We start from the raw sequence: 26,885 nt of genomic DNA on the forward strand, positions 1-26,885 counted from the left end.
ACATTCACCCAATATGATTATTCGGCATGTATTGCTTAAAGATATAGACCCTCAACATAATTTACTGAAAACTATAAACTATTTTATGTCAGGATTATAAATGGCCGGTTAGCTGAAGGAACCGGCCATTTATATTCTTTCCAGGCAACTTACTGCTGGTTAATGGAAGCAACTCTCCGCCTACGCCTTTTCCACCGCGTCGATAACCCAGATGTGATTGGGATCGGGCCCGCCGAACTGGGTGAGGGTAATCCTATACTCGGCACCCTCGTGGGTAACCTCTACTGCGGCTTGGCCAGTAACCTCTTTGCCGCTGGCACCGGTGGTAATGAGCTTCATTACATCCGTCTTTAGGAAGCCGGCGATCCCACCTTCCCGCTTGGCCACCTGCAAGGGATCTATCCGCCACTTATCGAGCCCCTTGTTTACCCGATCCTCCTGAAGCCACTTCAGTCGTTCCGGACTGTTATATATTGACCCGGTAGTAATATGTCGTTCAATCGGTTCCGAGGTAATTCCATGGCCCCAGATGGACTCCTCTTTCTTGCCTTCCAGGAGGAACTGAACTGCTTTCACATTGGGGAGCTCGGTTAGAGAATTGACCACTGACTGTATGGTCATGGACTCACCAGCTGACCCGCCCCAATGTTTAGTCTGCACCTCTTTGGAGAAATTTACGTAGCAAATTCCATCCCGCGTCTCCACCGATAGCAAACGCGTGCCTTGGGGCAAGGTAGCACGCAAGGTGGGATCCAACTGTGGTCCCCGCAAAAGCTCGGTTACAATCAGCTGTTCCAGGTTTCCATTGCCTTTATCCACTGTCCGCTCTTCCGGCACTACATTCATGGCCTGATCATCAGCAAAATACAGGGTGAGAGTTACTTTATCCTGTTTGGGTTCAGGGCTTATGGGAGGTTGGCTCTCGGCTTTTGAAGCCTCTTGGTTTTCAGCTACCTGTTGACCGCCGGAGGCAGTCGGCTTGCCCTCCTGGCTGCATCCTCCCAGCGTAACCGCCAAAACCAAAACCAATGCCAGCCACCACGTCATTCTTCGGAGCATCAACAATCCTCCTTTCGACATGTTGAGCCCTATTAGCTCTAGATTTAGGATATACCGATAATATTGCTCACCTGTTAACAGTTGTTACAAAAGTATTATGATTGTATTAAGTTTCTCTTACAACTATCCAGTTTGTTCGATCTGCCGATCTGGGAGTCCCAACCTAGCCGACAATTGAACCGTAAAAATGCTCCCCCGCCCCGGCTGGCTATCAACCTCGATGCGACCACCGTGGAGACGGATGATCTCTTGGCTCAACGCCAGCCCTAAGCCGAATCCTCCTCTGCTTCGCGGGAGCTCGCTGGAGCTCCTATCTCGGGTTCGAGCCAAATCACCCCGATAGAACGGCTCAAACAGGTGCGGCAACGCCTCTGGCGCGATGCCTACCCCAGTATCTTGCACCCGGATCTCAATCCATTGCTCACTGGGCCGTACGGATACCTCCACTCGCCCTCCACTAGGCGTGTACTTAATGCCGTTGTCAATAAGATTTAGGATTACTTCTAGCAGCCTCTCGCCGTCTCCCATCGCGTATACAAGTGGCGAGTCAAGTACCTTTAGGCTTACGCCCTTGATCTCGGCTAGAGGACGAAGCAACCGCGCTGCTTCCTCAACTAATTCTTGGACGTTGACTACGCTCAAATCCAACCCCTTTACTTTGCTGAGGCGAGTCATCTCCAATAGATTGTTAACCAGCCGAGCCAGTCGGTCCACCTCCGCCTCGATGTCCCTCAAAAACTCCCGGTACAGCTCGGCATCAGCGTTGGGATCATCTAAGGCCGATTGAGTCAAAGCTTTGATAGATCCGAGCGGGGTTCTGAGCTCATGGGAAGCATTGGCTAGAAAGTTCCGCCTGGCTGTTTCCCAGTCTTCTAAGGCATCAGCCATGGTGTTAAAGGCAGCACCAAGCTCTGCAATTTCGTCTTTCCCCCACCTGGATCCGACTCGGCAGGACAAGTTGCCTCGGCTGAGTTCCCTCGCTGCCGCGGTAAGCTCCTTGATTGGACGGGTGATAAAGTTGGCTACCAGCCAGCTTATACCTGCTATCACCATTCCTGAGAGAGCCAGAATAGTCAAGAGGCCTTGCCTAAATGAAGCAATTTGCTCCATTACCCATTCAACTGAAGCGGAAATGAGCACTGCTCCCACCGTTTTTCGGCCCTGGCTAATCGGGGAAGTAGCGTACATGGCCCACCCTTCCCCCGGTAAGAAATGCATTTCCGCCATACCTTGGCCTCGCAAGGCGCTTCTCAATTCGGCATGGCCAAGGACTTCGCCTATCAGTCCATTGGGACCAGCCGAATCGCTGATTACCTTACCTTGGGAATCAACTACCAGTAAGCGGTGCCCGATCTGCCGGGAGAAGCTGTCTACCACCGTATCAAGCGACTTGCCCTGCTCCAATTCCTGCCCCACCACGGTGGCAGCGATGCTGGCCTGGGTAAGAAGAGACATTTTAGCTCCTTGCACATATTGGTTTGATACCGATCGCTCTAGGAAGAATCCTGCCGTTCCCACCACCAGTATGATAACCAAGCAATAAGTCAAAGCTAGTTTCGTGCGCCAACTCAAACCCGGCTACCTCTTTTCCTAAAATAAGGTTAAAGGCGATCATTAAAGTAGTACCCTACGCCCCATTTGGTCAAAATGTACTTGGGCCGCGAAGGATCAAGCTCTAGTTTTTCCCGGAGCCGGCGGATGTGGACATCGATAGTACGGTCATCACTAGTCTGCTCATATCCCCAAACTAGCTTTAATAGGTCGCTCCGGTGGTAAACGCGACCAGGGTGCCGAACTAGAACCTGCAATATGGAAAATTCTCGAGCAGTAAGTTCCACCTCCCGCCCCCGTACCAGTACCCGCTGGCGAGCCAAATCTACCTGAAGATCGCCGATGGATATTGTCGCCTGGTTACTAAAGGGGACTGCGCGGGAACGGCGCAATAAGGCTCTTATCCTAGCCAGGAGTTCACGCATGTTGAAAGGTTTGGTGACATAATCATCAGCTCCCATTTCCAGGCCGATGATTTTATCGAGGTCTTCGCTGCGGGCAGTAAGCATAATAATGGGAAGATTCGAACGCAAACGTACTTGGCGGCAGACGGCCAACCCATCTACCTCAGGCAACATAAGATCTAAGACCAGGAGGTCAAAATCCTGGTCGTTAATTAACTGCAGAGCTTTTGCCCCAGTTTGGGCGGTGACTACTTGGTATCCTTCTCGCTCCAGTGAATGCTTTAAAGCTTTTAGCAGCGACGGTTCGTCATCTACCACCAGAATCCTCACGGGAGGCTCCACCGGTTGCTCCCACCTTTCTCTATTGCCATTCAGTATAACACGCAAAACCCATCTTGAAAAACTACTGTTACTACCTACATTACTTCGGACCGCCAGTGCAAACTATATAAGGACTTAGCAAAGGGGTGAAATCACCGCCGTGGCCGATGAAAAACCGGGTTCTGCTAGCGAGCCTAGGCAACCTATAGGTATCTTCCGGAAGAGTATACCCGGCCAGGGTCGAGACGTGGCTATCGACATGGGCAGCTCTACTACCCTGGTCTATGTTCGTGGCAAGGGCATAGTCCTTCAGGAACCTTCGGTTATTGCCATCGATAAGGCCAGTGGTGATGTGGTTGCCTTTGGCAAGGAAGCGGCGCAGATGCTGGAAAGGGTGCCTGATACAATTGAGGTTATCCGGCCGCTACGCCGGGGTACCGTAGCTGATTTTGACACCACTGAAAGGATGCTAAAGCATTTCCTTTTTAAAGCCATAGGGAAGCGGCCTTTAGCCAAACCACGAGTAATCACCACTGTCAGTTACGGTTCCAGTCAGGTCGAAAAAAGAGCAGTCCTGCAGGCGGTGCAACAAGCAGGCACCCGCGAAGCCTATCTAATCGAGGAGCCGCTGGCAGCTGCCATGGGAGCTCACCTTCCAGTCGACGAAGCCACAGGCAGCATGGTAATCAATATTGGCGGAGGCCGAGCCGAGATAGCGGTATTGGCTTTAGGTGGGGTGGTGAATGCTACTTCTACCAGCGAAGCTGGGGACGCATGGGACGAGGCTATTAAAGACTACCTGCGCCGGGAGTACTTGTTGGAAGTTGGTGGACCCACTGCCGAAAAACTTAAAAAGCAATGGGGTTTTGCGTGCGACCCACCGCCAGGGGCCAAGACTGAGATTACCGGGATCCATACGGTTACCGGTCTCCCTAAAAAGGTCGAAATTACCGCTCAAGACATCACCAAGGCATTGTCTCACCCGCTTTGGACTCTAATACACATGGCTAGCCGCGTTTTCGAGCGCACTTCTCCCCAGCTAGCTTCAGACATAATTGAAAATGGGATCGTTATGACCGGTGGAGGAGCAATGCTGAAAAATTTAGATAAACTGCTGAGCCAGGAATTGGCACTCCCAGTTAGGGTAGCTGACCGCCCAATCGAATGTGCAGCGCGGGGAGCAGGCAAAGCCCTAACCCAGACAGCTAGCCTGTCGCAATTGGCCCTTTACCGGGCTTAGGCCCGATCGGAGTCCCATAGTTTAGGGCCCCGGAGCGCATGCGCTCCGGGGCCCTAAAGTTCCAAGCCCTAATAATCCATATCTGGGGAAGGAGGATAAGGCGGCGTCTTCTCCTTCTCGGGGATCTCGGTAATCAAAGCTTCCGTGGTCAATAGCATAGAGGCAATGCTGCCGGCATTTTGTAAGGCGCTACGAGTGACCTTAGCTGGATCAACAATACCGGCTTTCACCATATCCACATATTCTTCGCTCACGGCATCAAAGCCAATTCCCTTCTCCAGGGTCTTCACTTTCTCAACCACCACTGAACCTTCTAGACCAGCGTTAACAGCGATCTGGCGTAAAGGCTCCTCCAAGGCGCGGCGGACTATCTGGACCCCTATTGATTCATCACCCTCGGCCTTGACATCATCCAAGACCGGAATAATGTTGATGAGCGTAGTGCCGCCACCCGGCACAATGCCCTCTTCGACTGCGGCTCTAGTAGCTGACAGAGCATCCTCTACCCGGTGCTTCTTTTCCTTGAGCTCGGTCTCGGTAGCAGCTCCTACTTTTATCACAGCCACGCCGCCAGCCAGTTTGGCCAAGCGCTCCTGCAACTTTTCACGATCGTAGTCAGAATCGGTCTCATCGATCTGCTTGCGAATCTGGTTGACCCGGGCGTTAATGGCATCCCGCGATCCGGCACCTTCTACGATGGTAGTCTTTTCTTTGGTCACCTTGACCGTCTTAGCCCGACCAAGCATGTTCAGGTCAACATTTTCAAGCTTAATGCCCAGGTCTTCAGAGATGAACTTGCCATCAGTTAGAATGGCAATATCCTCCATCATGGCTTTGCGTCGGTCACCAAACCCAGGCGCCTTGACCGCGCAGGCATTAAGCGTACCGCGGATCTTGTTGACTACCAGGGTAGCCAGGGCCTCGCCCTCGATATCCTCAGCTATGATGAGCAACGGCTTGCCAGTACGAACTACCTTCTCGAGAACTGGCAAGAGCTCAGTTACTGCCGAGATCTTCTTTTCGTGGATGAGAATGTAGGGCTCCTCCAGGACGGCTTCCATGGTGTCAGCGTTGGTAACAAAATAAGGCGATACATATCCCTTGTCGAACTCCATGCCTTCAACGACTTCTACGCTGGTGGTTATGCCTTTGGATTCCTCGACAGTAATTACCCCGTCCTTGCCTACCTTCTCCATGGCCTCGGCAATAAGCTCACCAATCTCCGGGTCATTGGCAGCTATGGCGGCTACGTGGGCAATGCTGTCACGCGTCTCAACGGTGATGCTGGCCTTCTTAATCGCTTCGACTGCGGCCTCGATCGCCTTATCGATACCTTTCTTCACAAAAATAGGATTGGCTCCAGCTGCAACGTTTTTTAAGCCTTCCAAGACTATCCTTTGGGCTAGCACAGTAGCAGTGGTAGTTCCATCCCCAGCTACGTCATTGGTCTTGGAAGCTACCTCTCGGCACAGCTGAGCCCCTAAGTTCTCATATGGGTCTTTGAGTTCGATTTCTTTGGCTACCGTAACCCCGTCTTTAGTGATAACGGGGGATCCGAACTTACGTTCCAATACAACGTTGCGGCCCTTAGGTCCTAAAGTTACCTTTACCGCGTTGGCTACGGCGTTAACACCCCGCTCCAGAGCGCGGCGGGCCTCAGCGTCGTAAATCAACTGTTTAGCAGCCATTACCTCAACCTCCCTCTTACCGAATCTATATTTCCAAACCTAGTAGCTATTATCCTTCACGAATAGCTAGTATGTCACTGTCCCTGATAATGAGGTACTCTTCGCCCTCGACCTTGACCTCCGTCCCACTGTACTTGGCGAAGATGACCCGGTCACCAACCTTGACCTCCGGGGTGAGGCGCTCTCCATTGTCCAAAACTCGCCCAGGGCCAACCGCTATCACTTCTCCTTCCTGCGGCTTTTCCTTGGCGGTGTCCGGAAGAACAATCCCCCCCTTGGTTACCTCCTCGCTAGTGGAGACTTTTACAATAACCCGGTCAGCCAACGGTTTAAGTTGAGGCACTCAAAAACCCTCCTTTCTATGTATTAACTTAGCAAAGATTGGTTGTTAGCACTTACCTCAGGTGAGTGCTAACAACCAAGTAATATAATAGCCACCCTTTATTGCCTTGTCAACGGCTTAACATCAAAAATTTGCTAGATGTCGTGCCATTCGCCGTTAGTTGGGGCATAGACGTTCCGGTCCTTGCCAAGGGTATGCGCCAGGCGATCAATTTCCTTCTCTTCTCCATGTACCAAAACTATGCTATCAGGGTCGTAATAAGCTGCCAAACGTTTTAGCTCCTCTTCGCTGGGATGGGTAGAAAAGGCATACCTGTAGACCTGGCAGCGAACCGGCTGAGTTATGGCTGACATAGCTAGCTTGCCCTCAGTGCCGGTAAAAATGATAGCAGAATCCTTTCGCCCCACAATCTTGTCCTTGTAGTTAGCCGCAGGACCACCTAGTAAGGTACCCGAGCTAGCCAGAATAATGCAGGGTTGCTGCCAAACCCGCTTTTCCCGGATGATGGAGTTGCGAACTTCCACCACCGGATAATGGAAAAACCCTTTTTCCTTGTTGGATCCTTGCAGATCTTGATGCAGACTTTTCCAGAAAGTTCGATAGATGTTGCATACCTCGCGCACCATTCCATCTACGTAGATTTTCGTTTCAGGTATTCTTCCTTTTCGCATGGCTTCCTTTAGTAAGAGAATTAAATCCTGGGCGCGACCCACTGCAAATGCAGGCAACAACACAAAGCCTCCTTGCGCGAGCACGCCCTTGATTTTATCCAGAAAGTCCGCTTCCTCTTCTGCCCAGCTCCTTACTCCCCGCATCCCGCTCTGAGCGGTGCCTTCCATAATCAATACATCAGGAAAACTTTCCTGGGGCACGGCCCCATCCACCGTAGGTAAAGCCCGCAGGTTAAAATCGCCGGTATACAGTACCTCTCCATCTGTAAATTGAATGGAAATCATGGCCGCCCCCAAAAGGTGACCTGCCGGAAACATAGTAACTCGAACACCCTCGATACCAGTATATGGAAGCCCGTAATCCAGTGCCGTCAACCCCAAATGCTCAATTAGGTTGCGATCGGCTAGGGGCGTGTATTCATTCTCTCCTTCCCAAAAACCGGCTTGATCGGTCAATGCCAAGCGAATTAAAGGCTTGCTTTGACGAGTACATAAGATAGGTACGTCTGGCCATTTAGACCTTACTAGCGGCAGAGCCCCGCAATGATCGAGGTGGGCATGACTTACCAAGACTGCATCCAAGCGATCAATAAAATCCAAGTCTGGCAAATAATTATTGGAAGTCAACCGTAGGCCGGCATCCAAGAGTATGGTGGTAGAGCTATGACGCAGGAATATGCAACTAGCTCCAACCTCTCGTCCTCCTCCCAACACTACCAAACCGATCCGGCTACCGGTTCGCGGCCGCTGCCTTTGCCGAGCCGGCCAACGCGACAGCTCTTCTTCCTCTATGCTTGGTTCACCTGGTTCCTTGAAACCAGGTTCTGATGCCTCGGAGTTAGAAATCTCAAATGGCTCACTTACAGCTTCAGCTACCAGGGCAGCTGCTGCTTGGGCTTCTGCCGTCTCAGCCATAGGAGGTTCAGACGCCGACTCTATGCTGGCCCCACCGGCAGGTACGCCCTCATCTTTAGGCCGAGCCGTGCCCTCTACCCCACTAATGGTGCCCAAGTCATCCGCAGGTATGCCATCGCCCACAGGCTGGCAAGCCTCTTCAGCCAACCATGGGCGTTCCGCCAGGTACTTGCGAAGTCGCTCCTCTAACCTTTCTATCGCCACCTTAACCTGCCCGATCTTCTCGTCAATCGCCATTTGGGCCTTAACTTCCGGGTAGGCCCTCCCGTTCCATTCTATCAATGCCTGCAAGATTGTCCGGTGTTCGTTAAGCTCGCCCACTAGATCAGCATATTTTCTTCGCTGAGCTTCTCGCGCCTGCTCCACTTTGGCCTGGGCCTCCTCGATTTGCTGCACCCATTTCCTAAACTCCACTAAGTCAGGAAGGGTAGCAGAGGACTTGGCACCTTTCTTGTTTGACACTATTATACCTCCTTGCTTGCCAGATATTTCCAAACAGTTCTTTTCGCTAAGAAATATGCTTCTCCTCCTGCCAAAAGCCGACCATCAATTACCAAATCCAGCACAATATACCATAAAGCGTATAAATCCCTGTTTTAACGGCAATAATGGTTAGCGAACCGTGTCTAAAGGAGGTTCAAACTACAGATTGTCAAGAAAAGTGTCTTGTTTAGCCAAAATCTTGTTGGTATTAACCTTGTTGGCAGCGCCAGCGCGGTCAGCGTTAGCTTACGTGGTCTGCCCCATACCTGAGCGCTTAACTGAGGTAAGCCAACAAGCCATATACTTGGTGCAGCCAGGGGATACCTTATGGAGCATTGCTCGTGACTATGGTATACGAGTTGACTCCTTGATGGAAGCCAACCAGCTGCAGTCAAGTCTAATTACCGAAGGACAGGCTTTGACCATCCCGGACAGTGAACAGGAACAGGTAAACCAAAACTGCGCCGACAACAGCAATAACCACCCGGCAGAAGGTTACGTAGTTAAAGCCGGTGATACTTTGTGGGGAATCGCCCAACGGTTTGGGACTAGCGTAGGCCAGCTGAAAGATATAAACGGCCTTCGAGGAGATTTAATTCGCCCCGGAAGGCGCTTGATCCTTCCCCAGGGAGCCTCTCAACCTGTTATGGTTCAGCAAGCTGCCCTGGGATCGCGCTCTCAGGCTCATTCTTACAGCCAAGAAGACTTGATGTGGCTGGCTCGCGCCATTTCGGCTGAAGCCCGGGGCGAGCCGTTCCTGGGTCAAGTGGCGGTAGGAGCCGTTATCCTCAACCGGGTTGAAAGCCCTAGGTTCCCTAATACCATTAAGGGTGTAATCTTTGAAGCCCACGGAGGAGTATACCAGTTTTCTTGTGTGCAAGATGGGAGTATCTACCAGGAACCTAGTGAAAGTGCCATCCGGGCAGCCAAGGAAGCTCTTCGCGGAGTGGATCCAACCAACGGGTCCCTATACTTCTATAATCCTGAGCTGACTTCGGGCTCCAATTGGATACGCACCCGCCCGGTGGTTAAGACCATTGCCAACCACGTGTTTACCATCTAACCATTGCCTCCACACAAAAAAATACCCCGAGCGCCACGCTCGGGGCTCCAACTGGAGGCGGGGGATAGAGATTGTCTAATGGAAAGCTTGGATTAGATTACCCTGGGAATCGTACACCCGGATTTGCCAGGGCAATTCACCCGTAATGGCATGGGTAGCACAGCTGAAACAAGGATCGTAGGCCCGAAAAGCCATCTCCACCATATTAAGGATGCCCTGGGTAATTTGGATGCCAGGTTTGATGAGGCTCTGGGCCGCTTTCTTAATAGCCATGTAAATGGGGGCGTGGTTGTTAGTAGTCCCCACGATCAAGTTGACCTTAGTCACTATGCCCCGGTCATCGGTCTGATAGTGATGAGTAAGCGTACCCCGCGGAGCTTCAACAATGCCTACGCCTTCGGTGGGAGCAGCGCTAGGTATGATCCTGATCTCAGGAGAAGTAATCTCCGGATCTCTGGCCAACTCCAGCATCCGCTCGGCAGCATAGAGCAGCTCCACCAGGCGCGCCCAATGGGTAGCTAGGACTGCGTGGGCAGGCTTGCCTCCCAAAGTATAATACATTTTTTCGTAAGCCTCTTGAGCAAGGGGAGTAGCCATGCCTTCGGCCGCGTTTAAACGCGATAGAGGAGTAGCTTGATACACGCCGGTACCGGGGCCTTCCACAAACCCCTTCCAGCCCAGCTTCTTCAAAAAAGGAAACTTCAAATATGACCATGGCTCCACATGTTCGCTTACGAATTCTAAGTATTGATTGGGTTCGTACTTGAACAACTCCTTGCCCTCACAATCCACTACCCGTACCCGGCCGTCATAAAAGTTGACGCGGTTGTTGTCATCGACCAGACCCATGTAGTTGCTTACCAGCCGATAACCATCGCTTAGAATTAAATCTAAATAAGCCTTATTAGCCAAAACCACATCTTCAAACAGTTTAAGCGAAAACTGAGCAAACTGTACGCAGGATTTGGCCATGGCCTCAATCTCCTGCCGCTCTTCTTCCTTAATGCCTTTGCTGACACCACCGGGCAGGTTCCATACTGGGTGGGTAGAGCGGCCGCTCAGGATAATCTGCGTCTTTTGGGCATAAGCCCGGTGCTTAATGACCTCTCCGCCGATGTCTAGCCCGACTTTGTTAATCACGCCCAAGACGTTCCGGTCACCTGGAGGGGCGTCAGGCCCTAGGACAAAGTCAGCGCTCGCCAACGCATAAAAATGAGCAATGTGGCTGTGTACGAAGTGAGCCGAATAAAATAGCTCGCGCAGCTTCTTGGCTGCTGGAGGTGGATCGGCATGGAAAACAGCATCAACGGCCTTACCCGAGGCCATGTGATGGGCACCGGGTCAGACGCCGCAGATGCGGGTTACAATCCGAGGGAGCTCCTCCACCGGTCTGCCCTCGCAAAACTTTTCAAACCCCCGTAGCTCGGGAATTTGAAAATATACATTTTCCACCCCACCCTCTGAGTCGAGGAAGATTTCTATCTTTCCGTGCCCCTCCAGACGGGTAATGGGGTCAATGGTCACCCGCTTGCTCATCAGACTCGCGCCCTCCTTAATAGCGATGTGGGAAGACCAAAACGGTAGAAAGTTCCAGCTGGGTCGACGATGCCATCGATGATCCTTGCCACTTCCTCGGGATCGTTGCTATCAATGATCGAGCCGAGGGCACTAATGATCTTAGCCCCTTGCTCCACAATATTTGGTGCTGGTCCATAACAGCCCCGGCACGGCATATTGGTGTTAGGACACCTTACCCCGCAACCACCACGCGTGACCGAGCCCAAGCAAATGATCCCTTGTTCCAATAAACAACGGTCGGGATCGGGGATGATCTGGTAGGGCCGGTAGAACTGCTTAATCTTCTTTTCCTCCTTGCGACGCTTACATTCATCGCAAACCGTCTTCTCTGAGGCTCCAACTACCGACCCAGCAGGAGGTAGATTGCCAGAAGCAATAGCTTCAACCACATTCCAAATTTGTTCCGGTGCGGGAGGACAGCCAGGCACATAGTATTCCACTTTTACTACGTCACCCAACGCGCGTACCCTATCGTAGAACTCGGGTAGGGTTAGCACGCCCTCGGGGACAGAAACCTGGGTCTGAGGCAATATGCAGTCAGGGTTATCGGTAGAAGGAGTCTCGATAAAAACTCGCTCCAAAATTGATTCTCGAGTAGTAAAGTTGGCCAGCCCGGGTATGCCCCCCATCATTGCACAAGAACCAAATGCTACCATAATCTTGCTCTTCTGTCTTAGAAGTTTAGCTATATGCTCATTTTCCGAGTTGCGGATGGCGCCATTGAAAAGGCATACATCAATGGATCCATCCTCCACAGCCTCAACGTCACTGTACTTGAAGTCCATAGCTATTGGCCACAATACAATATCGGCTATGGCAGCAATATCAAGTATTTTCTCGTTGACATCCAAAACCGCTACGTCGCACCCGCCACAGGCTGCTGCCCAGTACAGGGCTAGCTTAAGCTTCGCCACCGGCGCTCACCTCCTTGCCGGCAGCGCGAAATGGACCGAGGGCTCTTACCTTCTCGGTCATGTCTGTAACTACCTGAGCAAAGATATTGCCCTCAGCTGCCGACACCCACTCTAACCGTACCCGATCTCTTTCTACACCCAGCTGCTCAAGCACTCTCATCATTAAGGGAAAGCGCCTGAGGGTATTGTAGTTGCCGTGGTTATAATGGCAATCCCCTGGGTGACAGCCAGCAATAAGCACGCCATCGGCTCCTTCGCTCAAAGCTTTAAATACGAACGCAGGCTCGACCCTTCCCGAACACATTACCCGAATTACCCGCAGGTTGGGCGGGTACTGCAGCCGGCTAATGCCTGCCAGGTCAGCACCCGCATAGCTGCACCAGTTGCACAGGAACCCGACAATTCTTGGTTCGAATTGCTGTTCTGTCATGTTTAATCCCACACCTCTCTCCTCGCCGATGCCATTAGGCGCTTAATAAGGCTTCGATTTGGTTCATGATTTGTTCTGTCTTGAAGCCTCTGGCCGTGTTGGCGCCAGAGGGGCAGGCTGCGCTGCAAGTACCACATCCCTTACACAGAGCTTCATTAACTACTGCTACTTCCCTCTCAGGGTCAAAAGTAATGGCATTGTAGGAGCAAATGCCCACGCATACTTTGCAGCCAGCGCACAGGTTTTCATCGATGGAGGCTACGATGCCCTCGGCGGTAATCTGGTCCTTTACCAATACGGTAGTCGCCCGGGAGGCCGCTGCCTTGGCTTGAGCAATGCTTTCGGAAATTGATTTAGGTGAATGAGCCAGCCCCGCCAGGAACACTCCGTCAGTAGCAAAATCTACCGGGCGAAGCTTCACGTGCGCCTCCAGGAAGAAACCATCTTCGTTTAAAGGTACCTTGAAGAATTGAGCCAATTCATGCCTTCCATCGGCGGGGATGATAGCCGTAGCTAACGCTACCATGTCAGCCTCAATAATTAGGGGTTGGCCCAAGATCTGATCCTGCAGGGATACTTTAATTCGACCGCTGCTAGCATCGGCAGTCAGTTGAGGCTTGTGGTCGGGCTCATAGCGGAGAAATACCACTCCTTGGTCACGAGCCTGGCGGTAGTAATCCTCTTTGAACCCGTAGGTTCGAATATCCCGGTACAGGATGTAGATATTGAGATCCGGATTTATTTGTTTTAGGGCGAGGGCGTTCTTAATTGACTGAGTACAACAGATTCGGCTACAGTATGGCCGCTCTTCATCCCTCGAACCTACGCATTGGATCATGACGATATCCTTTAACTTACTTAGGTTGGGGTCAGCGGTAGCAATCCGTCGTTCCAGCTCCCGGCCGGTAAGAACCTGGGGATGCTGTCCGTACAGGTACTCCTGGGGCTGGTACTCCATGCCTCCAGTGGCAATTATAGCCACACCATGCTCAATCTCATGGGTAAGGCCAGTGCAACGATTTTTGAGCACCGTCTTATAATTGCCTACAAACCCGGAAACGTCAGCGATCTCTGTCTCCATAAGTACAGTGATCCGGGGATCCTTCTTAACTGCTTGAATTAAACCTTTTAGATAGGCCTGGACATCGTCCCCCTCAACCGTGTAGTAAATATGGCGCGCCTGGCCGCCCAGTTCGCTGGTCCTTTCGACTAGAACAACTTCGTAACCTTGCTGGGATAGGGTCAAAGCGCTGGTCAGTCCCGCTACTCCTCCCCCTACTACCAGAGCTTTCCTGGTCAAGCCCACAGCCAGCTGCGACAACGGCTCAATTAAGCGCGCTTTAGCTACTGCCGAGCGCACCAAATCTTTGGCTTTGGCGGTAGCAGCTTCTTTTTCGTGCATGTGAACCCAGGAGCATTGGTCGCGGATGTTGGCCATCTCAAACAGATAGCGGTTGAGGCCGGCTTCTTTGATGGTTTCCTGGAACATGGGCTCGTGGGTGCGGGGCGAGCAAGAAGCTACCACGACCCGGTTTAAGTTGTACTCCTTGATCTTTTCCTTGATTTTTTCCTGAGTATCCTGGGAACAGGTATATAGGTTTTCATCGGCAAACACCACATCCGGAAGAGTGGCCGCATATTCCTTCACCGCTGGAACGTCCACGACACCACCAATGTTAATGCCGCAATGGCACACGAAGACTCCAATCCGCGGCTCTTGCCCCCGTACATCGATTTCTGGCGGGTAAGTTTTTTCCTTGGTCAGGGTCTTACGCACTGGAGCCAACATAGCCGAAGCACTGCCAGCCGCAGCGCTGGCTTGCATCACCGTTTCCGGAATATCCTTTGGTCCGCTGAAGGCTCCACAGACAAAGACTCCGGGTCGGGAAGTCTCGACTGGGTTAAAAGTTTCTGTCGCGCAGAAATCATAATGATTGAGCTGGATGCCAAGCAAGTCAGCTAGTTGGTGGGAGCCATGGGAGGGCCTAAGACCCACTGATAGCACCACCAGGTCAAACTGCTCTTGAGCCACCTGGCCATCCTCGGTGGTGTACTTTACCAACAAGCTCTGGTCGGGCAGCTCTTCTACCTCGTAGACTTTAGAGCGAACAAAATTGATCTTATGCTCCTCTTGTGCGCGGGCGTAATACTTATCGAAATCTTTACCGTAAGTACGCATATCCATAAAGAAGATAGTGGCATCCATTGGTTCAGCAGCATGTTCCTTAGCAATTATGGCCTCTTTTATGGCGTAAGTGCAGCATACCGAGGAGCAATAACCGCATCCTATCTTTTCATCTCGTGAACCAATGCATTGGATCCACGCCACCTTATGAGGGTGTTTGCGATCCGAAGGGCGACATAGCTCTCCTTGGTATGGACCAGAAGCGCTCAGTATCCGTTCGAACTCAATGCTGGAAACCACGTTTTTGTACTTGCGGTAGCCATAAGGAACAAGTAGACTAGGGTCAAACTCATCAAAGCCTGGACATAGCACTATGGCCCCCACATTGACCTCCAGCAACTCATCTTGCATCTCATGGTCAATAGCTTTGGCCTTGCAAGCTTCAATGCACTGCAGGCATTCAGAACAGGTACCACAGCTTAGGCACCTTTTCGCCTCTCGGCGAGCTGCTTCTTCGCTAAAACCAAGATTGACTTCATCAAAGCCCGTCTTGGCCTTTTCTACCGGAAGCGCAGGCATGACTTCCCGGGCTTGCTTGGGACGCCATAAAGGCAGCTCATCCAAATCCGGTTCCAGCTTCAAATCTGGCTTGGACAAGGGCCGGTTGGCCAATAGGTCCTCCCCTCGTAGGTAGCGCGCAATAGAAATGGCTGCCTCTCTTCCCGCCGCTACCGCCTCTATAGCTATGGATGGCCCGGTCACAGCATCGCCGCCAGCAAAAACCCCAGGCCGAGAAGTAGCTTTGGTAACTGGATCGACTACTATGGTCCCTTTAGCTATATCGATACCACTATTCTCAAGACAATCCAACTGGGAAGCCTGGCCGATGGCTGGAATTACCATATCTACAACTACTTCAAATTCAGAATCGGGTATAGCAACCGGCCGACGGCGACCAGAGGCATCGAGGGCTCCTAATTGCATGCGAACAAGGCGCAGGCCACACACTTTGCCGTTGTCAGTTAATACCTCCACCGGGGCCACCAAGTATTCAATCTTAATGCCTTCCTCCAAGGCCGCTTCAATTTCTTCCTCAGCGGCTGGCATCTCCTTTTTGGTACGCCGGTAAAGGATGGTTACTTCCTCTGCTCCTAAGCGAACTGCTGATCTAGCCGCATCGATGGCTACGTTGCCGCCACCGATAACAGCAACCTTTTTACCTACAGTAACTGGTCTCCCCAAGTTAAGCTCGCGCAAAAAATCAACCCCGTGGCATACGCCCTCTGCTTCCTCACCGGGAATGTTGAGCTTCTGGCTGCGGTGGGCCCCCAACCCCAGAAAGACAGCTTTATACCCTTGGGCAAATAAATCGTCAATGGTGAGATCGGGCCCGAGCGGGGTATTGGTCCTGATCTCAGCTCCTAATCTGGTAATATACTCTATCTCCCGATTCAGGACTTCCCGGGGCAGTCGGTAGGCAGGTATCCCCACCGCCAGCATACCACCAGCTACCGGCAAAGCCTCAAAGATGGTGGACCGGTAACCTTCTAAGGCCAAGTAATACGCGCAACTGAGGCCTGCCGGACCAGAGCCGATAATAGCTACTTTTTCTTGACGGTACTCGATCTCTGGAACTGGAAGCTGGCCTACCTGGTCAGCCGCAAAGCGCTTAAGGCCAGCAATAGAAATCGGGTTCTCGATATAGGTACGCTTACACTTATCCTCACAAGGGTGAGGGCAAATCCGCCCAATTATGCCCGGAATAGGAATATGGCGCATGATTAGTTCTAGCGCTTCCCTATACTTTCCTTGCCCAATCAAAGCTACGTATCCCTGAACGTGGCATCCGGCCGGACAAGTGAGGCTGCAGGGCCGCTTCTGGTTATATTTTTCAATAGCAAACACATTAGGAAAGGCCTGCGGGAAAGGGCGGTAGATAGCCTTGCGCATAACCTGGCCCTCGTCAAATTCACTAGGTACTTCCACCGGGCAGACTTCCGCACATTGCGCACAACCGGTACACTTGGTAGGGTCAATGTAACGGGAGCGTTTACGGATACTAACGCTGAAGTTTCCTGGTTCGCCTTCTACCTTTACAACATCAGCATAGGTAATGGTTTCAATATTTAGATGACGGCCACATTCAACTAACTTGGGCGCCAGTATGCACATAGCGCAATCGTTGGTGGGAAAGGTTTTATCCAGCTGAGTCATAACTCCACCGATGGAGGGTGACCTCTCTACTAAGTAAACGTAGTATCCTGATTCGGCCAAGTCTAGAGAAGCCTGGATCCCGGCAATGCCACCTCCTATAACCAAGACTGCTCCTACTTGGCCATTGGCTTCTGTAGCCACCAAATGGTTACCTCCTTTCACCTGGCCCCTACCGGTTGCTTGTGAGTAAAAGCTTCTTTACTTGGCCAAGACTTGCTGCACCAATTTATCAGGATCGAGGGCAAAATCATGCTGCCGCTGATCTACTACTGCCATTACCAGCTTCCGGCGAATCTCCTGGGCCAGCTTATCTAGAACTCTGACCTTGGCCTCGAAAGATTTATGAACGTATCCTTGGTCTACCGCCATAGCCCGCAAAGCCCCCATAACATCAGAGAACTTAACGTTTTGGGGGCAATGAGCGGTACAAGTGTTGCAAGAGATACAGAGCCAAATGGTATCGGAACCCAGTACTTCCTCCCGCATTCCTAAAAGTATCTTCCGGATGATCTGACGAGGATTGTAACGGTCGTCAATTTCTGAAACAGGACAACCGGCTGTACATACGCCACAAGCGAAGCAATACTTGATGTTTTCCCCTCCTGGGTGATTGGCTACTTCGTATTTAAATTTTGGGTCCAAAGCGCTCAAAGCAACTTGCATGCTTACACCTCCAGAATTAGAGTTGCGGCCGCGGGTATAAGCCGGCCCGCTGGACAATAGTAGGAACAATTTCTTCCCACTCGATGGCCATCAGGTGAATCCCGTGTACGCCCTCTATCTGTCGCAGTTGTTCGATGGTCTCAACGCAGATATTTATCCCTTCTTCTCTAGCCTTGTCTTTTCCAGCTACACGCATCCGGTTGATGATTTCATCTGGGACATCCATCCCGGCTACACTTTCCTTCATGTACCGAGCCATACCTACCGACTTTAGGGGCGTGACACCGGCCAGGATATGAGTTCTCTCATGTAACCCGCGATCGCGAACCATTTCCATCCACTTAGCGAATTTCTGAACGTTAAAAATACACTGGGTCTGAATGAAGTCCGCCCCGGCTGCCACCTTCTTGGCAAGACGAAGTACGCGAAATTCAAAGGGATCGGCAAAGGGATTGGCAGCTGCCCCAATGAATAGAGCTGGCCTACCCTCAATATCAGTCCCGGCAGCGGTTTTGCCTTCATCCCGCATAGTTTTTACAATCTGGAGAAACTGAATGGAATCTACATCAAATACGTTCTTTGCCGTAGGGTGATTCCCGAACCTTTGGTGGTCCCCGGTAAGGCATAGTAAGTTCTTGATCCCCAATGCACATGCTCCGAAGATATCGCTTTGTAAAGCTATCCGATTCCGGTCTCGGGTAGTCATCTGCATAGTTGGCTCAAGACCCAACTGGCTCAAAAGGACGCAACTGGCCAGGCTCGACATGCGAACAATTGAGGTTTGATTATCGGTTACATTAACCGCATCTACGTAACCCTTTAGGTATCCAGCCTTCCGCTCAATGACCTTTCGGTCTGCACCTTGGGGAGGGCCACATTCAGCAGTCACTGCAAAGTGACCTGCTGCTAATACTTTTTCAAGGTTACTTCCTGCTTTCATAGGCGTAAATCTCCCCTATCTATCCTCCGTGGACCACCATCGCGGTTAGTCGACCAATCCTTAGGAGGCAGGATTTCCTCAAGCTTGTTAAGTTGCCCCAAGGTTTTCAAGCGGTCATAGATTAGTTGCCAGCCACAATCGATAGTAGGATCAATCTCGCATTTACCGTTTTGCGAGCCACCGCAAGGACCATTGAGCAGGCTCTTGGAGCAGCGGGCTATGGGACAGATACCTCCAGTACGATCCAGAATGCAATTTCCGCAAGCGGCGCACCGCTCTGACCAAACCCCTTGTTCTTCAGGGATACCTATAAAGGAAGTGTTTAGTCCTGGATATACTGGAAGACCAGCGAAGATTTCGGCGATGGTCTGAACGCCGGCCCCGCATCCCAATGAGACTATAGCTTCTACTTCTCTAGCCTCGGCTTCTAGCTCTCTCACCATTTCTTTTTCACATTGGCGAATGATGGTTTTCTCAACCACTTTTAGGTTTTGGTTTTGGCGAAGGGCTATAAGCTCAAGGCTAGAAGCCAAGATACCGACCTCTTTTTCGCCTCCAGCAAGGCAAACCGTAACACAGGTACCGCATCCCACCACTAGCAGTCTTTGATGTTGTGAAACCATTTGCCAGATTTCGGCCAGAGGTTTCCGTTCGCCAACGATCACTTTGCTACCCCCTCTGCCTGAGATACTCGGCCTCGGCAAGGACCTAAAGCGCGGACAGTATCCAACATTTCCTTTATCACATCTGCAGCTTGCGGTACCATCATGGAGGCTAAAGCAGCCATTTCCAGGCGCTCCTTCTCTATGCCAATTTCTTCCAAGAGTCTTTGAGCGTATTCTACCCGCTGTCTAGCCCGAACATTGCCGGTAAGATCCTGGCAGCTACCTTCTGGGCAAGCCAACACCAAAACTCCGTCCGCACCATCTCGAAAGGCCCTTAGGAGATCGCGCACTTCCACCCGTCCAGAGCAAGGAACGCGAACAATGTTGACCTCACTCGGGTCGAGCAATCCCGTTATTACCGCCTGATCGGTAGCCAGGTAGGCTGATCGAAAACAGGCAAATGCTGTGATCACTTCCACCCCTCCCCCAGTTGCAGTTGTACTGCCATCTGTGCATCGGTAAAGCCGTTCAGTTGTAATGCTTTCCCGGGGCATTCGGCAGCACAAATGCCACAGCCCTGACAGGATAAATCGTCAACGTAGGGAGCACGGCGTATGGGATCGATGCTAATGGCCCGGTGTGGACAGCTGCGAATGCAGGTCAGACAGAGCGCACACTTCTCAGCCTCTATAGCTACCTTTCCACTTAATACCCAAGTCTTCCCACCACTGAGCAACGAGGCGGCGCTTTCTGCCGCTTGCCGAGCGTCAGCCAAGCTTTCCTCCAATTCTTGCTCCCAACGGCACAGGCCCGCATAGAATATGCCAGGCCGGTTGGACAAAACTGGGTAGAGGTGAACGTTAGCATCCTGGAGCCAGCCCTCAGGGCTAATGGTAAGTCCAGCTTCCCGGGCTATTTCTCGAATTGATGGTCCTACCGCTAGTTCCTGCTCCACCACTAATAAATCGCAGGCAAGGCTAACTGGCTGGCCACCTAAGTAGATATCGTTGACGACGATCTCCACTTGTACCCCACAGAGTTTTACTGACGGGTTATCCCTAAATTTAAAGAAAATAACACCTTGGTCTCGGGCCTGTCGATACAGGCCTTCCCATTCACGGCCATCAACCTTTACATTGCGGCAAAGAATATAGGCTTCGCTAGCCCAATTCTTTTTACAAGCGAGCGCACCCTCAACCGCCATGTGGCTTGCTAACCGCGACTCCTGAGCTAAATCGACAAGAAACCCTACTCGCCTAAACTTTTCCGAGGAAGTAGCTAGGATCCGGGGTAGCTGCCAAAGGCCAATGACCTGGGGAGGGGAAAAGTAGGGCGGAGTCTGAGGCTCGACCCCACTAGCTATAATGATGGCTCCCGCATTAACGATAGAGGTTTGCCCGCCTTTCTTCACCGAGATTGCAAAATGGCCAGCTTGTCCTTTAATTGCAAGTAATTCTGTGCCAGTTGAAACCGTAATCCGGGGCTGTTGTACCAGCTCTTGCAGCTTTTTGGTTAGTACTTCCGGATAGAGCTCTGAACCACGCCTTCCCAACTCCTTTTCCTTTTCTATCAGGGTTACCCTCAACCCCAGCTGGGCCGCGGTTAAGGCTGCTTCAATACCGGTAAGGCCGCCTCCTATTATCGCCACCGCCGGCTCTACTGAGACTGCCTTTTCCGGTAGAGGTACCAGCAATGCAGCCTTCCTGACTGCGGCCAACACCTCGCGAGCAGCCCTCTGGGTGGCTTCTTCTCCGAAGCAACGTTCCCTCAGAGCAGCCATGGCCATAAGTTGAGGATCAAAGCCAAAGTCCCGGAGCGCCTCCATGAAAGTCTCCTCATGGAAACTAGGAGAGCAACCAGCAATTACCACCCGGTTTAAGCCCTGTTCTTTTATAGCCCTGCCTATGCTTACCCGGCCCTCGGCCAAGCATAGAGCGCTGTCCACTTGCGAGTAAGACACCCCGGGAAAAGTGTTGACTTGGGTCAACAGCTTTTGAAAATCTATTCGTTTTGCCAAAGCCCCGCCACATTTACACAAAAATACCCCGATTTTCAAGTTCTCGTTCACAGCCCTCACTCCTAAATTAGCGTATAACCTGACCAGATGCTCAGGCTAGACCTAACTGCAAAGCGCTGCTTTTACCTTCCCTGCTGCTTCCAAGCCTTGAGCTAACGACCCAGCTATATCCTTGGGTCCTTGGCAAGCACCAGCTATGAACACTCCCCGGCGGTTGGTAACACATGCGTCCTGGGATCGGCCGGCAAAGAAACCGTAGCGATCTAAGCTGATGCCTAACATCCTAGCCAGCTCAACATTTCCTTCTCCAGGTAGAATACCAGTAGATAAAATAATGAGATCAAAAGCAGTGTGGGCAAGCTGGCCTTTGGCAATATCTTCATAGCGAACTAGTAGCTTACCGTTGTCACCGCGGAAAATTTCCATTGGTAGCCCGTGAACGAAGGCCATGCTCTCGCGACACTCTTGGTACAGTTCCCAAAATGCCTTGCCAGCCGATTGGATATCCATATGAAAAATAGTAATTTCTACTTCCTGATTCTGGCTTTTAAGTAGCCTGGCAATCCGCAGGGCGTATTTACAGCAAACCTGGGAACAATACCCCCGGTTACTTTGGGCATTTCTGGAACCAACGCATTGAATGAACGCCACCTTTTGAGGGATGCCACCATTGGCTAAGCGGAGGGTACCGGTACGTCGGATAAGCGATTCAGCATCCTTACCAGAAAGGACATTGGTAAACCGCTGGTAACCCCAACCTCCCCCTTGGCGAAGATCGTAATGGGAAAAACCAGTGGCAGCTATTATCGCTCCAACATTTAGGACCATTGTTTCGGGCTGCCGGCTGAAACTTAATGCCCCAACCGGGCAAGAATCAACGCAAAGGCTACAAGGTTCACCGTGGTATAACTGGCAACGGTTCCGAGCTAGCGTATAAGTTGGCTTGCTGCCCGCAGTCACGCTCGTTTCTATTGCCTGGCTAGGACAACCCCTGGCGCATTCGCCGCAGGCTATGCACTTATGGGGGTCAATCGGCGGAAGATGACGGGTTAGATAAACCGTAAAGTTACCTACTTCTCCGATTATTCTTGCCACTGAGGCAGAATTATACACCGTAACTCGAGGCTGGGTTCTGGTTTCGATTGCTTTTTTGGGGACTAAACACACGCCGCAACGGCTGCAATTCTCAGTCGCCTTGCAACAATAATCTAGAGCCTTTCCGCCCAGAGTTTCGGCTTTATCAACCAAGTAAACATAAAAGCCGCTACGGGCTAATTCTACCGCGGAACTCATGCCGGCTATGCCTCCACCTATGACCAGCACCTTGTCTTTAATCAAGCTTTCAACCTCCCGGGCATAGAGTTGGTGTATTTCATCCCCACAAGTTCCCAACTTCACGTTTGGCCACAAAGCTACCTCCCTGGGTTACTCTCAAGAACAATTGGCTAGAGATAGTGAAAGACATTACTATCTTTATGGTACATTGGCTTAACTCAGAATACTAGCACCCAAATAACTATTTTGACAAACGCCTGCCTACTCCTCCGGACTAGAGCCGGTAGCCCTAAATGACTACGCCATCCCCCGCCCATAGGGCTAGCTAATGAGGTCCATATTTACCCGGTTTCTTCCTGATTGTTTAGCGCTATAAAGCGCCCGATCAGCGGCCCTGACCAGGGTGGGTCCATCCGGCTTGCCTCCAACTGTTCGCTTCAAAGGCAAGTAAGTCACGCCACCAATGCTTACCGTAACCTGTTCGAGGCGCCCTGGTCCGACAGTAAAGTTTTCGCGCTCCATTGCCTCCCGAATGCGTTCAGCTGTAGCCGCCGCACCCACCATTCCGGTTTCTGGAAGGATGACTACAAATTCTTCTCCGCCATAGCGAGCCGGAAGGTCAACGCTGCGCAAATTGCGCCGCAGTACCTCACCTACCCTGGTCAGAACTTGGTCCCCTGCCAGGTGTCCGTAAGTATCGTTAAATTTCTTGAAGTAGTCAAGATCAAGCATTAACAAACTTAACGGCCGATTAAAACGGTGAGCTCTCTCAAGCTCATTTTCCAAGGCGGCATCAAAGCGGCGACGGTTTGCCAGGCCGGTAAGCGTATCGGTCAAGGCCATTTCCCTGATTTCTTGGTACACCCGGCTATTATCAACTGCCAGGGCCGCTTGTTGGGCAACCAAGCGTGCAACCTGTAAGCGCTCTGAGGACAACGGTTTAGCCGGTTGCAGAAACCCGGCCAAAGCAACTCCCAAAACCCGATTTTGGACAGTTAAAGGCAATACCACCAGGGATCGCAAAGAGCCAGCCTCAGGAGGTAAGGGCAATTGGTCCCGTAACCGATCGGATTGCAAATCAACAATCTGAAAGGGTTCACCTTCTACAAGCAGTTTCCTGAGTTCAGGTAACAACGCATACTTCTTCTTGCCGCCAGCAAGAACCGGCATTCCCGGCGCCAGCTCTAGCGAAATTCCGTCTTTAGTAACCAAGAAAATAGTAACTATATCCGCTTCCAGGGCTTCGGTCATATAGTTGGTTGATTCCTTGACCACATCACCCATTTGGGTGGAAAGGCCCACATCTTCAAACAGCTTGCCGATTTGGGCAAATGCCTTTTCCATCTCCTCCCCTTGACGTTGGGCTTGCCGAAACAACCAAGCATTGGTTTCTGCGTTTCTTTCTGCCTGCTCAAGCTTCTGTCGCAACTGCTGCTGGGGCTGATACCAGCCTAACTCCAAAGCTCCCTGCAAAAAAAAGTAACCGCCGATAATCTGGTAAAGGTGTCCAAGGAGGGCAAAGGCATCTCCCCCTACAGCCAGCTTGACCATGGCTACCCAAGCAAAGGGAATAACCAACGCTCCCCAGGCCATGGGATAGTAACCACCGGACTTTTTTTTGGAAAGAGCCAGCCATGCCCCAGCGCCAATAACCAGAATTGCCGGAATTATGTACGATGCCTCTATGAAAAGAGAAAGTGAAGAAGGTAGTATGGCAGTTAGAACCAAGACTGCCAGCGTAGCTATTATGGTACCACCCTGCCACATGCGGGAGTCAATCTCTCTAGGCTCCTTAAAACCAACGATCCCGGCCGCCGCTAACCCTAGACCTAAGCACAAATATCCTGCCGAGGAAGTCCAGCCATGAAGCAACAAAATGTGGGCCAGATTTAAAGCGGTTACTATACCCCAGACAACTGCCAGCAAACCGACAATCAAGTGTGGACGCTGCCCAAGACCGTAGTAAAAGGCAACCAAGGTCGCCGCCTCTAATCCAAAAGCACCAATCTCCAGAAGCTGGTGAGTAACTTGCCAAGTATAGCCATCAAAGCGAAAATAAAGCCACCCATTGGCCCACCTGACAATAACCAGCAAAAGCGCCAGCAATAAAGTCAGGGCGAGAGTCGGGCCCACTGAGTACCTCTTGGGAGATGTTGCTGTAGCTGGGACCTGGGTGGCCATATACCCGCTGCCCCCTCATTCACTCGTTCATCCCCAAAATATTCGCCATAAATTTCAAACATCCTGCTGTTGGTCTCGCGCCCGATGGGCCAACCTTGCTGCCGCTGCAGCTGCGATGGAAGCTACGATATCATCTAGAAAAGTATTCACTTGAGCACCCTTTTTCTCATTGATTTTACCCAGGATCCCTAGCTTAACTTTGTCTAGATAGCCAAAGTTGGTAAGACCAATGGAACCGTAAATGTTGACCACACTTAGCGCCAAAATCTCATCGATCCCGTATAACCCATCATCATTACGAAGCATTTCCAGGAGAGGATCAGGAATCAAACCTCTTTCTGCTAGTTCATCCAGAGTGAGGCCGGTGAAAACGGCATTCTGAACCTCACGCTTCTCTAATACCCGCTCCACGCTATCGATACAATCCTCAATCTTTAAATTGGGAATATATCGTTGCTGAATTTCGTAAACCAGCTCCGCGATATCAGCTAGCTTGACCCCTCGGCGATTGAGCCAGCCCAGTGCGCTCTCCTTCAGTGGCTCACATATTCTTTGCGCTGGGACCGCACCCATGTACTCTCCACCTCCCAGGCCTTAGTGGCTTGTCTACATTCATTGTATAGCTATTCGCCCCGTATTGCCACTACCGGGATCAGGAATCGAGCGGGCACTGCTTGCTGCCAGGCAGAATGAAAAAGAAACAAGCCCCTCGGCCCAGCTCACTCGTTACCCCCACGATTCCGCCGTGGATTTCTATGATTCGCTTGGCGATTGCTAATCCCAGCCCTGTACCTCCAGTTCCTGGAGTACGAGCTTTATCCACCTTATAGAAACGCTCCCAAATCCGGTCCTGATCTTCTGGACTTATGCCGGGGCCAGTATCAATGACCGAAACCTTCACCTGATTCTGCTGTCCTGTACCCACCCTCTGTACCGCCAAAGTGACTTGGCCACCAGGGGGAGTAAACTTCAAGGCGTTGCTAAGGAAAATAAGCAAAACTTGCATTATGCGATCGCCGTCAGCCCAGACTATAAGGCCCTCTGCCTCCAACTCCGGTGGAAACGTGGTTATCAACTTGATGTCTTTCTTGTCAAACTCGGGCCGAAGGCGGAAGGCCGCACCCTCAGCCAGCTCGCGAAGGTCCACAGCCTCCCGAGCCAGCGGAATATGGCCGCTTTGCAGCCGACTCAGCTCCAACAGGTCGCCTACCAATCTCTCTAGTCTCTCTACTTCTTCGCGAATGATTTGATGGTACTTTGCCCGGGTAGCTGGGTCTGGGGCTGTGCCATCGGCTATCGCCTCATTGTAACCCCGAATCGCTGTTAGGGGAGTGCGAAGCTCATGGGACACATCAGCCACAAATTGGCGCCTGAGGCTTTCAAGCCTGCCCACTTCACCAGCCAAGTAGTTAAAGGCTTCCCCTAGTTTCTGGATTTCGTCTCCGGTAGTGATGTGGACGCGGGTATCGTACCTGCCATTGGCCACTGCCAGAGCTGCCTCCCGGAGCTCTCGTAACGGTTGAAATAGCACACACCAGAACAGGTAAGAAAGAACTCCAGCAACAACTAAACCAAGCAGAAGGGAGATTAAAAGATATTGCCGCAATTGAGAGAGCACCTCTACTAATCCAACTACCGGCGCATGCAGGAATACTGCCCCTAAAATCGGCGAAGTACCTTGGTCCCCACTGGGATTACTGACTATAACCGGAACCGCAACTGATACCATAGGCTGATCAAAGTATGGGTTGTTACCCACAGTTTTGACTACTTGCCCCTGCAATACTTGAGCAACCATAGCCGGCGGCAATTTGACGCCGCGCTGCATTTGGCCCATGCGGTGACCGTTACCAGGTCCCATCCGCCTTGGCCCAAGCGAGAGTCGGCCGCCGCCTCGGCTAAGGCTAGTTACCAAGCCATCACTGTCTACTATCCACACCTCAGCACCAACAAAAGCATTGGCAACATCAAGGGTGTGCACTAGTTCCTCTGACGTCAGCGCGCCCAGGAAATACGAGGCCGCATACCTGGACAGCTGGTATCCGTGACTAACTAGCTCATTCTCCTTGGCCCCAATTAAGTAGTTTTTGGTAAAGTGGGTGGACAACACCCCTATTCCAGACAGGGCAGCCAGAAGGACTACCATATGTGTAGCCATTAATTTGGTCAGGATGCTCCGGTTAAGCCAACGCATATGCGCTACTG

21 protein-coding genes are annotated in these 26,885 nt (G+C 51.6%); 2 read left to right on the top strand and 19 right to left on the bottom strand.

What is annotated here, in order from left to right:
- Positions 1-180: 180 nt before the first annotated feature.
- The 3 genes from H5U02_03520 to H5U02_03530 form a co-directional block, all read right to left on the bottom strand.
- The gene (locus H5U02_03520; protein ID MBC7341507.1) at positions 181-1,047 is read right to left on the bottom strand and encodes a GerMN domain-containing protein; all 867 of its coding nucleotides are present in this window, start codon (positions 1,045-1,047) and stop codon (positions 181-183) included.
- 135 nt (positions 1,048-1,182) lie between these two features.
- Positions 1,183-2,631 (bottom strand): HAMP domain-containing protein, encoded by a 1,449-nt coding sequence (locus H5U02_03525; GenBank protein MBC7341508.1) that lies wholly within the window; start codon positions 2,629-2,631, stop codon positions 1,183-1,185.
- A 29-nt stretch (positions 2,632-2,660) separates the two neighbouring features.
- Entirely contained in the window at positions 2,661-3,344 is a 684-nt protein-coding gene (locus H5U02_03530; GenBank protein ID MBC7341509.1) for a response regulator transcription factor, read from the bottom strand.
- Positions 3,345-3,540: 196 nt separating this feature from the next.
- Between H5U02_03530 and H5U02_03535 the strand changes: the two genes are divergently transcribed.
- Entirely contained in the window at positions 3,541-4,575 is a 1,035-nt protein-coding gene (locus H5U02_03535; GenBank protein MBC7341510.1) for a rod shape-determining protein, read from the top strand.
- 68 nt (positions 4,576-4,643) lie between these two features.
- Here H5U02_03535 and groL read toward each other — a convergent pair whose 3' ends face one another.
- The 3 genes from groL to H5U02_03550 form a co-directional block, all read right to left on the bottom strand.
- Complete coding sequence (gene groL / locus H5U02_03540) at positions 4,644-6,263, bottom strand: chaperonin GroEL (GenBank protein MBC7341511.1); 1,620 nt, start codon at positions 6,261-6,263, stop codon at positions 4,644-4,646.
- A gap of 49 nt (positions 6,264-6,312) precedes the next feature.
- The gene (gene groES / locus H5U02_03545; protein ID MBC7341512.1) at positions 6,313-6,606 is read right to left on the bottom strand and encodes a co-chaperone GroES; all 294 of its coding nucleotides are present in this window, start codon (positions 6,604-6,606) and stop codon (positions 6,313-6,315) included.
- A 134-nt stretch (positions 6,607-6,740) separates the two neighbouring features.
- Positions 6,741-8,654 (bottom strand): MBL fold metallo-hydrolase, encoded by a 1,914-nt coding sequence (locus tag H5U02_03550; protein ID MBC7341513.1) that lies wholly within the window; start codon positions 8,652-8,654, stop codon positions 6,741-6,743.
- Positions 8,655-8,841: 187 nt separating this feature from the next.
- Between H5U02_03550 and H5U02_03555 the strand changes: the two genes are divergently transcribed.
- Positions 8,842-9,738 carry a LysM peptidoglycan-binding domain-containing protein gene (locus H5U02_03555; protein MBC7341514.1) on the top strand — a complete coding sequence of 299 codons (897 nt, stop codon included), beginning with the start codon at positions 8,842-8,844 and terminating at the stop codon, positions 9,736-9,738.
- Positions 9,739-9,813: 75 nt separating this feature from the next.
- On the opposite strand, the gene H5U02_03560 is transcribed toward H5U02_03555, so the two are convergent.
- From H5U02_03560 to H5U02_03620, 13 genes are all read right to left on the bottom strand, one after another.
- A complete protein-coding gene (locus H5U02_03560; GenBank protein MBC7341515.1) occupies positions 9,814-11,274 on the bottom strand; it encodes a Ni/Fe hydrogenase subunit alpha in 1,461 nt (486 codons plus the stop codon).
- Entirely contained in the window at positions 11,274-12,230 is a 957-nt protein-coding gene (locus tag H5U02_03565) for an oxidoreductase (GenBank protein ID MBC7341516.1), read from the bottom strand. Before H5U02_03565 ends, H5U02_03560 begins: the two co-directional genes overlap by 1 nt.
- A complete protein-coding gene (locus H5U02_03570; protein MBC7341517.1) occupies positions 12,217-12,660 on the bottom strand; it encodes a hydrogenase iron-sulfur subunit in 444 nt (147 codons plus the stop codon). Before H5U02_03570 ends, H5U02_03565 begins: the two co-directional genes overlap by 14 nt.
- Positions 12,661-12,694: 34 nt before the next feature.
- The gene (locus H5U02_03575; GenBank protein ID MBC7341518.1) at positions 12,695-17,140 is read right to left on the bottom strand and encodes an FAD-dependent oxidoreductase; all 4,446 of its coding nucleotides are present in this window, start codon (positions 17,138-17,140) and stop codon (positions 12,695-12,697) included.
- Positions 17,141-17,197: 57 nt separating this feature from the next.
- Positions 17,198-17,662 (bottom strand): 4Fe-4S dicluster domain-containing protein, encoded by a 465-nt coding sequence (locus H5U02_03580; protein ID MBC7341519.1) that lies wholly within the window; start codon positions 17,660-17,662, stop codon positions 17,198-17,200.
- A 16-nt stretch (positions 17,663-17,678) separates the two neighbouring features.
- Complete coding sequence (locus H5U02_03585) at positions 17,679-18,602, bottom strand: methylenetetrahydrofolate reductase (GenBank protein ID MBC7341520.1); 924 nt, start codon at positions 18,600-18,602, stop codon at positions 17,679-17,681.
- Complete coding sequence (locus H5U02_03590; protein MBC7341521.1) at positions 18,599-19,267, bottom strand: methylenetetrahydrofolate reductase C-terminal domain-containing protein; 669 nt, start codon at positions 19,265-19,267, stop codon at positions 18,599-18,601. The genes H5U02_03585 and H5U02_03590 overlap by 4 nt, the downstream gene beginning before the upstream one ends.
- The gene (locus H5U02_03595; GenBank protein ID MBC7341522.1) at positions 19,264-19,680 is read right to left on the bottom strand and encodes a hydrogenase iron-sulfur subunit; all 417 of its coding nucleotides are present in this window, start codon (positions 19,678-19,680) and stop codon (positions 19,264-19,266) included. Before H5U02_03595 ends, H5U02_03590 begins: the two co-directional genes overlap by 4 nt.
- Entirely contained in the window at positions 19,677-21,275 is a 1,599-nt protein-coding gene (locus H5U02_03600; protein ID MBC7341523.1) for a CoB--CoM heterodisulfide reductase iron-sulfur subunit A family protein, read from the bottom strand. The genes H5U02_03595 and H5U02_03600 overlap by 4 nt, the downstream gene beginning before the upstream one ends.
- Before the next feature lie 51 nt (positions 21,276-21,326).
- Positions 21,327-22,562 (bottom strand): CoB--CoM heterodisulfide reductase iron-sulfur subunit A family protein, encoded by a 1,236-nt coding sequence (locus tag H5U02_03605; protein ID MBC7341524.1) that lies wholly within the window; start codon positions 22,560-22,562, stop codon positions 21,327-21,329.
- A 258-nt stretch (positions 22,563-22,820) separates the two neighbouring features.
- Complete coding sequence (locus tag H5U02_03610; GenBank protein ID MBC7341525.1) at positions 22,821-24,632, bottom strand: diguanylate cyclase; 1,812 nt, start codon at positions 24,630-24,632, stop codon at positions 22,821-22,823.
- A 102-nt stretch (positions 24,633-24,734) separates the two neighbouring features.
- Positions 24,735-25,253, bottom strand: a complete 519-nt coding sequence (locus H5U02_03615; GenBank protein ID MBC7341526.1) for a phosphatidylglycerophosphatase A — start codon at positions 25,251-25,253, stop codon at positions 24,735-24,737.
- 79 nt (positions 25,254-25,332) lie between these two features.
- Positions 25,333-26,874 (bottom strand): HAMP domain-containing protein, encoded by a 1,542-nt coding sequence (locus H5U02_03620; GenBank protein ID MBC7341527.1) that lies wholly within the window; start codon positions 26,872-26,874, stop codon positions 25,333-25,335.
- Positions 26,875-26,885 lie beyond the last annotated feature (11 nt).

The organism is Clostridia bacterium (genome assembly GCA_014360065.1).
Classification (GTDB): domain Bacteria; phylum Bacillota; class DSM-521; order Neomoorellales; family JACIYF01; genus JACIYF01.